The sequence below is a fragment of the Amycolatopsis sp. NPDC114503 genome, assembly GCF_055633655.1.
Window position 1 is genome coordinate 289,925 of the sequence record NZ_JBVKDT010000004.1, and the last position, 9,503, is coordinate 299,427.

The 9,503-nt window shown below is 67.8% G+C and carries 10 protein-coding genes; 7 read left to right on the plus strand and 3 right to left on the minus strand.

The genetic code is table 11. The features are described 5' to 3' along the window. Positions 1 to 46: 46 nt before the first annotated feature. From pstC to ACZ7OI_RS18550, 4 genes are read left to right on the plus strand one after another with little or no spacing between them, the layout of a single operon-like run. Positions 47 to 1,027: a phosphate ABC transporter permease subunit PstC gene (gene pstC, locus ACZ7OI_RS18535; RefSeq protein ID WP_470265431.1), complete on the plus strand. Its 981-nt coding sequence runs from the start codon at positions 47 to 49 to the stop codon at positions 1,025 to 1,027. After that, positions 1,024 to 2,145: a phosphate ABC transporter permease PstA gene (gene pstA / locus ACZ7OI_RS18540; RefSeq protein ID WP_470265432.1), complete on the plus strand. Its 1,122-nt coding sequence runs from the start codon at positions 1,024 to 1,026 to the stop codon at positions 2,143 to 2,145. The genes pstC and pstA overlap by 4 nt, the downstream gene beginning before the upstream one ends. A 32-nt stretch (positions 2,146 to 2,177) precedes the next feature. After that, positions 2,178 to 2,969 (plus strand): phosphate ABC transporter ATP-binding protein, encoded by a 792-nt coding sequence (locus tag ACZ7OI_RS18545; RefSeq protein ID WP_370940722.1) that lies wholly within the window; start codon positions 2,178 to 2,180, stop codon positions 2,967 to 2,969. A 15-nt stretch (positions 2,970 to 2,984) separates the two neighbouring features. Further along, positions 2,985 to 4,544 (plus strand): substrate-binding domain-containing protein, encoded by a 1,560-nt coding sequence (locus ACZ7OI_RS18550; RefSeq protein ID WP_470265433.1) that lies wholly within the window; start codon positions 2,985 to 2,987, stop codon positions 4,542 to 4,544. A 7-nt stretch (positions 4,545 to 4,551) separates the two neighbouring features. Here the strand turns inward: ACZ7OI_RS18550 and ACZ7OI_RS18555 are convergent, their stop codons facing one another. Further along, positions 4,552 to 5,316 carry a globin domain-containing protein gene (locus ACZ7OI_RS18555; RefSeq protein ID WP_470265434.1) on the minus strand — a complete coding sequence of 255 codons (765 nt, stop codon included), beginning with the start codon at positions 5,314 to 5,316 and terminating at the stop codon, positions 4,552 to 4,554. 80 nt (positions 5,317 to 5,396) lie between these two features. Between ACZ7OI_RS18555 and ACZ7OI_RS18560 the strand changes: the two genes are divergently transcribed. Next, complete coding sequence (locus tag ACZ7OI_RS18560) at positions 5,397 to 5,732, plus strand: winged helix-turn-helix transcriptional regulator (RefSeq protein ID WP_470265435.1); 336 nt, start codon at positions 5,397 to 5,399, stop codon at positions 5,730 to 5,732. A gap of 5 nt (positions 5,733 to 5,737) precedes the next feature. On the opposite strand, the gene ACZ7OI_RS18565 is transcribed toward ACZ7OI_RS18560, so the two are convergent. Then, entirely contained in the window at positions 5,738 to 6,100 is a 363-nt protein-coding gene (locus tag ACZ7OI_RS18565; RefSeq protein WP_470265436.1) for a DUF488 domain-containing protein, read from the minus strand. A 98-nt stretch (positions 6,101 to 6,198) separates the two neighbouring features. Here ACZ7OI_RS18565 and ACZ7OI_RS18570 point away from each other — a divergent pair, with 98 nt between their 5' ends. Next, positions 6,199 to 7,065: a LysR family transcriptional regulator gene (locus ACZ7OI_RS18570; RefSeq protein WP_470265437.1), complete on the plus strand. Its 867-nt coding sequence runs from the start codon at positions 6,199 to 6,201 to the stop codon at positions 7,063 to 7,065. A gap of 41 nt (positions 7,066 to 7,106) precedes the next feature. Here ACZ7OI_RS18570 and ACZ7OI_RS18575 read toward each other — a convergent pair whose 3' ends face one another. Next, positions 7,107 to 7,946 (minus strand): GH25 family lysozyme, encoded by an 840-nt coding sequence (locus tag ACZ7OI_RS18575; RefSeq protein ID WP_470265438.1) that lies wholly within the window; start codon positions 7,944 to 7,946, stop codon positions 7,107 to 7,109. 211 nt (positions 7,947 to 8,157) lie between these two features. Here ACZ7OI_RS18575 and ACZ7OI_RS18580 point away from each other — a divergent pair, with 211 nt between their 5' ends. Next, positions 8,158 to 9,075: a DUF5829 family protein gene (locus ACZ7OI_RS18580; RefSeq protein ID WP_470265439.1), complete on the plus strand. Its 918-nt coding sequence runs from the start codon at positions 8,158 to 8,160 to the stop codon at positions 9,073 to 9,075. Positions 9,076 to 9,503 lie beyond the last annotated feature (428 nt).

Here is a 9,503-nt window from a genome sequence, read left to right on the forward strand (position 1 = left end):
CTGTCCAGCCAACTTTCCCCGCTTCCGGCTCGCAATACTCGCTGCCGTGACCGTCTCGTCCTCCGCGTCCGGCCCCGCGCCGCCGGATCGTCTCGTCCTCGCCGATCTGCCGTCCCGCGCCGACCGGCTCTTCCGCCGCGTCACGAGCGGGGCCGGACTTTCGGTGCTCGCGCTCTTGATCGTGATCGGGTTCTTCCTCGTCTACCGGTCCGCGCCCACGTTCGAGGCCAGCGGTTTCGGCTTCTTCACCACGATCCAGTTCGACCCGGCTTCCGGCCATTTCGGCGTTCTCGGCCTGCTGTACGGCACGGTGGTGGTCGCGCTGATCGCGGTCGCCGTCGCGGTGCCGTTTTCGGTGCTGGCCGCGCTGTTCATCAGCGATTACGCCAGTCCGCGGATGCGCGGGTTCCTCACCGGGCTGGTCGATCTCCTCGCCGCGATCCCCAGTTTGCTCTACGGTCTCTGGGGATTCAGCTTCCTGCGCCCGTACATCACTCCATTGTCGCAATGGATGACCGACAATCTCGGCTGGTTCCCGCTGTTCGAGACGAAACCGGGCGCGGTGCTGTTCAATTCGATGTTCGTCGCGGGGCTCGTGGTTTCGCTGATGGTCATCCCGATCACGACGTCGGTCATCCGCGAGGTTTTCACCCAGACTCCGCCCGGGGAGAAGGAAGCGGCGCTGGCTCTGGGCAGCACGCGCTGGGGCATGGTGCGCACCGTCGTGCTGCCGTTCGGCCGCGGCGGGATCGTTGGCGGCTCGATGCTCGGGCTCGGCCGTGCGCTCGGCGAGACGATCGCGGTTTCCCTTCTGCTGCCTCAGGTTCCGGAATTGACGACGCATATCCTGGAGTTCGGCGGTGCGACCATTTCCGGCTTCGTCGCCAACAACGCGGGACAATCCGGGCCCGCGCTGAGCGGGTTGATGGCGGCCGGGCTGGTGTTGTTCGCGTTCACGCTGGCGACGAACTTCACCGCGTCGGTGATCATTTCCCGAAGCCGTTCCGGAGCGGGGGTGGACGCGTGACCTCCACCGAAATCCGTGTCGCAGAAGAGGAAACCGCCGCGGTGGCACCGGTTCCGGTTCGCCGTCGCACGTCCGCGACCACGCCGCAGGACCGGCTCGTGGCGCTCGGCTGCGCTGCGTCCGCGACCTTGCTGACCTGGTTCGTGATGCACCAGCTGCTGGCGTCGCCGGGCTGGCTCGCCGACCTGGTCGTGGCCTATCTGCTGTACCTGGGAATGCTGTATCTCGTCACCCGCGACCGGCTCGGGCGGCTCGCCGCGGTCGACAAGCTGGTGTCCGCGGTCGTGGTGAGCGGTGCCGTCGGACTGCTGATCCCATTGCTGTTCCTGCTCGGCTACATAGTCGTCAAGGGCGTGCCGAGTCTGCGGCTGGCGTTCTTCGGGCACGACATGTCGGCTGTCGCACCGACCGATCCGGCGACGGCGACCGGCGGTCTGCACGCGATCGTCGGCACCCTCGAGCAAACGGCGCTCGCGCTCGTGTTCGTCGTTCCGCTCGGCGTGCTCACCGCGGTGTTCCTCAACGAGACCCGGTCCCGTTTCCGCCGTCCGGTGCGGATTTTCGTGGACGCCATGAGCGGTCTGCCGTCAGTGGTCGCCGGTCTTTTCGTTTACGCAGCGCTAATCCTGCCGCCGGCGCAGCTCGGCTTCTCCGGATTCATGGCGACGCTCGCGCTGACGATGATCATGTTGCCGACCGTCACCCGCACCGTCGACGTCGTGCTTCGGCTGGTGCCCGACGGCCTGCGCGAGGCGTCACTCGCCCTCGGTGCGAGCCGCGCGCGGACAGTCTGGTCGGTGGTGCTGCCGACCGCGCGCACAGGCGTGAGCACCGCGATCATTCTCGGCATCGCGCGCGTGGTCGGCGAGACCGCGCCATTGCTGTTCACGTCTTTCGGCACGCTTTCGATGAATTTCAATCCGTTCAGCGATCCGCAGGAAAGCTTGCCCCGCTTCGTTTACCGCTACATCAAAGAACCGCTCGCCTCGGCGCAGGAACGCGGGTACATCGGCGCCCTGGTGCTGATCCTGCTGATTTTCGCGTTGTTCGCCTTGACCCGGCTGATCGGCCGCAAACGCTGGTCGGCGCGCCGCACGAAACCCAGGAGTGCCCGGTGACCGAAACCCTCGAAGTCCGCGAACCCGTCCGGGTGCTGGGCGGGCCGCCGCCGGGCGCGGCGACGCTGGAGGCGCGCGGCGTGCACGCCTGGTTCGGCGACCGGCTCGTGCTGGAGGACGTCACTCTCGCGATGCCCGCCAACGAGGTGACCGCGCTGATCGGCCCGTCCGGCTGCGGGAAATCGACCTTCCTGCGCATTCTCAACCGAATGCACGAGCTCGTCGGCACCGCGAGCCTGGCCGGAGAAGTCCTGCTGGACGGCGACGACATCTACGCCGAGGGCACCCGCGCACAGCACGCCCGGCTCCGGATCGGGATGGTGTTCCAGAAGCCCAACCCGTTCCCGGCGATGTCCATCCGGGACAACGTGCTGGCCGGACTCAAGCTCGCCGGCGTCAAATGCGCGGACAAGGACGGACTGGTCGAGCAGAGCCTCGAGCGGGCCGGGCTGTGGCGCGAGGTCCGGGACCGGCTGAATTCCCCCGGCGGCGCGCTGTCGGGCGGGCAGCAGCAGCGGCTGTGCATCGCGCGTTCGCTCGCGGTGCAGCCGAATGTGCTGCTGATGGACGAGCCTTGCTCGGCGCTCGACCCGACGTCCACGCGGCGGATCGAGCAGACGATCGTGGAGATCTCCGACGAGGTCACCGTCGTGATCGTCACGCACAATATGCAGCAGGCGCAACGGGTTTCGCATCATTGCGCGTTCTTTCTCGCCGGGGAGAACGAGCCTGGGCGGGTGGTCGAGCATGGTTCGACCGAGCAGATCTTCGAGAGTCCGGAAGACAGCCGTACCCACGACTACGTCCATGGCCGTTTCGGCTGAACTGGGGAGTTTTCGATGCATCGCACGAGATGGGCCGGGCTTGGCTGCGCGGGGGCGTTGCTGGCCTGTCAGGTTTTGCTCGCTCCGGCCGCGGAGGCGTTCAGCCAGGTCAATGGGTCCGGGTCCACCTACGTCGGACTCGCGATGAGCGACTGGCAGAATGGCGCCAATTCGCGCGGTATTCCGGTCAATTACAGCGCGCTCGGTTCTCCGGCCGGGGTCAATCAGTATGGCGATCACACCGTTGACTTCGCCGGCACTGAAGCCGAAGTCAGTTCGCTGGAGGCAGCGGGCGGCGGCGGGGCCACGGCGAAGCAGCGCGGGTATCAGTACGTGCCGGACGTCGCCGGCGCGGTCGCGGTGATGTACAACGTCACCGATGCCGGTGGACGCCGGGTCGATACGCTGCATTTGACCCGGGATGTGGTCGCGCGGATTTTCGCGCGGCAGATCACTCGCTGGAGCGATCCGGCGATCAGTGCGACCAATGGCGGATTCGCCCTGCCGGACCAGCCGATCACATTGGTCGGCCGCAGTGGGCAGTCCGGCACGACGGCGCTGTTCTACGACTTCGTGGCGCACGTCGCGCCTGGGCCGTACGGGGATTTCGTCTCCCGCAATGTCGACAAGGGGATCGGGCCGCTGCCGTCCGGGGTGCGGCCGATCCAGCTGCCGACCCGGGGGCCGGACGCGGATTTCTACCGGCTGTTCGCCGACTCCGACCAGATCGCCCAGACGCTGGCCAACGGCAGCGTCCCGTTCTCCATCGGGTACGACGAATTCGGTTACGCGAAGAAGTACAACGCGCCGACCGCGTGGGTGGAGAATCAAGCCGGGAAGTACACCCTGCCGTATGCGGCCAATATCGCGGCGGCGTTGACGAAAGCCAACCTGCGACCGGACCTCAGCCAGGAGCTGTCCGGGGTCTACGCCAATCCGGATCCGTCCACGTATCCCGTTTCGGCGTATTCGTATTTGATGACGCCGTGCGGGTCAGGACGCGATACCTGCAAGGGCGGCTATCCGGACGGGGCCAAGGCGGACACGATGACCGCCTTTATCGAGCACGTCGCCTGCGATGGGCAGATCAACATGGCACGCATCGGGTATTCGCCGCTGCCGCCCAACCTTTCCCAGGAGATGATGAACGCGAACGCCCGGCTCACCGGACGTCCGCCCAAGCAGCTCAATGCCGGGAATTGTGCCAATCCGACGTTTCAAGGCGGTCTCGGAGCCGGGGCTACCGCGCCGCAAGACCCCTTCGCCGGGCTGGGCGGCGTGGATGCGTTGACGCACGGCGGAAACGGCGGCGGACCGAAGGCAGGGGCGAAGGAAGGACCGAAGTCGTCGGCCAGCGCCCAGGCCTCGGCCGGACCGGGAGCGTCCTCGGCTTCGGGGCCGGATGCCTCGGAGGCCAACGGCGGGTCGAAGGATTGGCGCAATGCCGAGCCTGCCGCTTATCAGAGCGGCGGGTTCGGCGGATTCGGAGCGTGGGCGGCGCTGGTGTTGTTCGCGGCGATCTGCGTGCCCTTGGTGGTGCGCGGGGTAATTCGGCGGTTGCGGCGTACGGGATAGCGCGGATTCAGTTTCCGGTCCACGGAGGAGCCGAGCCCCAGCCCCAGCGGGGCACCGGCTGGTCGCCCGCGGGCCCGGCGTCCGGCGCGGAGAACACCACCGCGAGCCTGCTCCCCCATTCCAGGTATCCCGCGAGCGCGGCGCGGAACTCCGGGTCGGCGGGCAACCCCGCCTCGTCGGCGGTGGCCAGCAGCAGCGAAACCCACCGGCGCCGCTGCGGCTCGGTGATCGCCCGGCCGGCGTGCCTGGCGATCATGTGTTCGTGCCCGCCGTGGCGGGCGGTGTACGCGGCAGGCCCGCCGAACACCTCGCCGAGCCAGACCGCCACGTGCGCGGGATGCTCCGGGCTCATCCCGGCGAATACCTCGGCGAGCAGGTCGTCCTCGGGCACCTTCGCGTAGAACGCCTCGGTCAGCCTGGCCAGCGCGGCTGCTCCGCCCGCCCATTCGTAGAGCGTCGGCACCGCGCCGCCCGGACCGGCCACCTCGGTGCGTTCGTAATGCCGCATCTCCTCGATGTTCTCGACATAGGGCCGGATCTCGGCGAAGAACGCGGCGAACTGGGGCCCGCCCCGGAAACCTTGGAGGTGGGCGTCGGCCGAAGTCCAGACAATGCGCAGGACATAGCTGCCCGGCTCGTCGACGGCGTGCGCGAGTTCGTAGTCGTGGCACTGTTCCGCGGCGGCGAGCGACTCGGCCGCCCGTCGGTAGGCGGCCTCGAAGTCCGCGTGCCTGCCGTCCGGAATGCGGTAGCGGAGGTACTCGATGATCACCGTGCCAGCCAAGCACTCGCCGGGCCGGTCGCCTAGTACGCACTTGCCGGTGCGTACCCGCGGCGGGTGATGATGGAGGGATGAAAGCGCGCTACTCCTGTGCGGTCGAACTGGCCGTCGACGTCATGGGCGGGAAGTGGAAGCCGGTGATCCTGGCGCGGCTCAAGGAAGGCCCGCACCGCTACGGCCAGCTGCGCCGGGCCATTCCGTCGATCACCGAGAAGGTGCTCACCGCACAGCTGCGGGAGCTGGCCGCGGCCGGGCTGGTGGACCGGACCGAGGTGGCCGGCCGGGTGCCGACGGTCGAGTACCGGCTGACCCCGGAAGGCGACGAACTGCGCCCGGCGCTGACCGCGTTGTACGAGTGGGGCAGCCAGTACGCCGAGCGCAACGGCATTCCGGTCGGCACCTCCTGAACCGGCTAGGAGGAGCTGAGCAGGTCGGCCAGCACTGCCGCTTCGCTGATGTCGCTGCGTTTTGTCGCGGTCAGCAAGGTGAGCGAGCCTTTTTCGGCCAGTGCGCGCAAGTGGTCCAACGCTTCCGCGCGCTCCGGTTCTTCCAATTCCGCGCGGTAGCGTTTCGCGAATTCGCCGTAGCGGTCCGGATCGTGCGCGTACCATTTGCGCAGTTCCGTCGACGGCGAGATCTGCTTCAACCAGTCGTCCAAGTGCGCGCGGTCCTTGCTCAGCCCACGCGGCCACAGCCGATCGACCAGGACCCGCGAGCCGTCGGCGGACTCTGGATCGTCGTAAACCCGGCGTACCCGGACTTGGCGTTCGCTCATCGGGGCAGCGGCTCCTTCCGGCTTCTGGGGCTCCCGTCGACACCCAGCGTCCGCCGGCGGGCGCGGCGGTGCAAACGAAGCGGGTATAACCCCAGGGTATGGAACTGCGTCAGCTGCGGTACTTCGTCGCCGTCTTCACCGAGGGGTCGATCAGCCGGGCGGCCGGGTCGCTGCTGATCTCGCAGCCCGCGCTGACCCGGCAGATCCGCGTCCTGGAACGCGAACTCGGTACGCCGTTGTTCGACCGCGTCCCGACGGGCGTTCAGGCGACGGTCGCCGGGCGCGCGTTGCACGAGCACGCCCGGCAGCTGCTGCGGCTCGCCGACGCGACGCGGGAGGTCACCCGGTCCGCGGCGCCGGTCAAGGAGCAGGTCGAGATCGCGTTGCCGCCGGGGATTCCGCAGGACTGGGTGCTCGTCGCGCTGGCGGAGATCCGCCGCCAGGTGCCGGACGCGGCGTTGTCGTTTTTGGACGCCAGCAGCACCGAGCAGCTCCGGATGCTCAGCGAGGGCAGGATCGACATCGGGCTGGTCCACCAGAACCCGCCGTCCACGCTGCACGGGCGGCTGTTGTTCGAGCATCCGTTCGGGGTCGCGATCCGGCCCGGTCACGCGCTTTTCGGCCGCGCGAAGTGCCGGTTGCGGGATCTCGACGACGTCCGGGTGCTCGCGCATTCGCGGGCGCAGGTCCCGGCCGGCCACGACCAGATGCTCGCGGCGGCGCACGGGCTCGGGGTGTCGCCGAACTGGCGGCTCGCGCGGTTCAACGAGAACGCGCTGGCCTGCGCGGAGGCCGTCGAGGCGGACGCGGTGCTGCTGAGCCGTCCCAGCGCGAACCGGATGCTGCCCGGCTGGGCCTGGAGCGAACTGGTCGAGCCGAGCGTCCCGCTGACGACATGGGCGGCGTGCCAGCCGCAGACGCGGCGAATCGTCGGCGCGGTCATGGAGGTGCTGGCGCGGTCCTGAAAGGCCCGCCCGGGAGCGCGAGGCTCCCGGGCGGGATCGGATCAGCCGGTCGCCAGCACCTTCAGCCGGTCGAGGCCGGCGCTGAAGTAGTCCTGGTCGAGCGGCGTCGAGGTGTACTGCCAGAAGGTGTAGAACCCCCAGTTGTAGGGCAGTGCTCCGGGCGAGGACGAGTACGCCGCCACCCACAGCGGGTTGGTCGAGCTGAAGTCGCCCAGGTTGCCGGTGCACTGGGTCCACCAGCTGGTGGCCGTATAGATGACCGGCCAGCGCGACGTCTTCGCGTGGTACTCGTCGCTGAACGCCTTGATCCACGACACCATCGCGGACTGGCTCAGCCCGTAGCAGGCCGAGTTGGGCCCCCATTCGATGTCGAGGGTGCCGGGCAGGGTCTTGCCGTCGCCGGACCAGCCGCCGCCGTGCGCGACGAAGTAGTCCGCCTGCGCCGCCCCTCCTGAGATATCAGGACGGCCGTAGTGGTATGCCCCGCGGATCATGCCGACGTTGTACGAGCCGTTGTACTGCTGGGTGAAGTCGGGGTTCTGGTAGCCGGTGCCCTCGGTCGCCTTCACGTAGGCGAACCGCTTGCCCTGGTTCCAATAGGACTGCCAGTCGACCGCACCCTGGTAACTGCTCACGTCGATGCCCGCTGTCGTCGTCTCGACCGACGTCGGCGCGACCGCAGCCCCGCCCGGTTCGTGCGCCCGGATGGAGGCGCCCATCTGATGGTTGTCCGGAGTCTCGGCCGAGGTGCTCGCGGCTGCGGCAGGTGCAGCCGCGGCGTTCGGCGCGGTCGCCACGAGCAGGGCGGCAGCCGCAGCGAACACCGCCGCGGTCAGGCGACGGCGCGCCCTCCCGGCGGGTCCCCAGTGGTGAGTGGTCATGACAGGTCCTTTCGGATGCCCTCGCGACGTGCCACCCGATCAGGCGGCACGAGGACCTGATTCTGTTACTAAACGTGATGCACTGTCACTGCTCCAAGTGAACTAATTTCCACTTGACCGGACAACGAGAAAGACATTCTCAGTAGGCCGTTGCGGTCAAGTTAGCCGAAAACCCCACCGACCGACCGCGCTCGCCTTACTCTCCTCCGCCATGTCGACACAGCGAAGAACCCGGACGATCCTGCAGTTCCTGGCCGTGCTCCTGGCCCTGGCCGCGACCGGCACCGGCACCGCGCAAGCAGGCGAACCGGCCCTCCTGCACTTCAACCACTCCTACGGCGTCCTTGACCGGGAAACGGCCGACGCCATCGAGCATTCGGCGTACCTCAAGGATTTCGCGAACTTCCAGGTCCGCACCACCACCGGCGCGGGCGGCGAGAAGTGGACCGGCCGCTACCTGATGGGCCGCGAAACCTACCTGGAACTGTTCGGTGTCGGCGACGTCCCCGGCAAGGACGGCGACCTCGGTTCGGCGGGCCTGGGAGTCTCGGTCGAACACACCGGACAGCTGTCCACAGTGGTCCAGCACCTCCACGACGCAGGCGTCACGAACCCCTTGGAATTCCTGCAAACCCGCGACTTCGGCGACGGCAAGCCAGTCCCGTGGTTCAACGGAGTCTTCACCACCGACCAGTACGACACCTTCGGCGCCTGGGGCATGGAATACCGCGCGGAGTACTTCGCCGACCCGCGCAGCAACACCGGCCCAGCGCAATACCCCGGCGACATCAGCCGCAACCGATACCTGCCCGACGACTACCGCAATCACCTGATGCGCGACGTCACCGGCATCCGCCTGGGCATCACCGCCCGCGACCTCAGCAACACCCTGCCACTGCTGCGCGCCGGGGGAATGGCAGTACGAGAGCTCCCCACCGGCGCGATCGCAACCGACGGCATGACCACCATCCGCTTCGAAACGGCAACCGCGGACCAAGTCGGCCTGCGCCAAATCGACCTGGCCCTGAACCACCCCGCCGGAACGAAGCACGTCGAGCAACTGGGCCACTCGACACTCACCGTCGGCCCCGGCGCACACGCCCGCTGGACCTTCAACATCCGCAGCTGACCCCTCTTCACGTTCCGTGAAGGGCTCCTTGAGGGAATCTAATTCCCTCAAGGAGCCCTTCACAGACCACCTGCCTCCACGCGCCGCCCCCTCACGGCAGCTCCGTCCGTGAGGGGAACCCTCACAGCCCCTGATTCCCTCAGGGTTCCCCTCACGACCCACTCACCCCCGCAATACGCGCTCCCCAGCAACCACCGTGACATTCGCAGCGAACAAAGCTGCAGCAACGCAGCAAACGCTTTTAAAGCGACCCACGCCCCCAACCAACCAAGCACCCACACCACCCCCGCACCCCGATACGAAGCCAAAAATGCGGTCTGGGGCGGGGTGTTGGAGAATCTTTCCCGCCCTTACAAACCACCCCCAAACAGCCGCACCACAAGATTCTGGGGGTAACCACCAAAAAAAGGGCAACCTCCCCCCCAAGC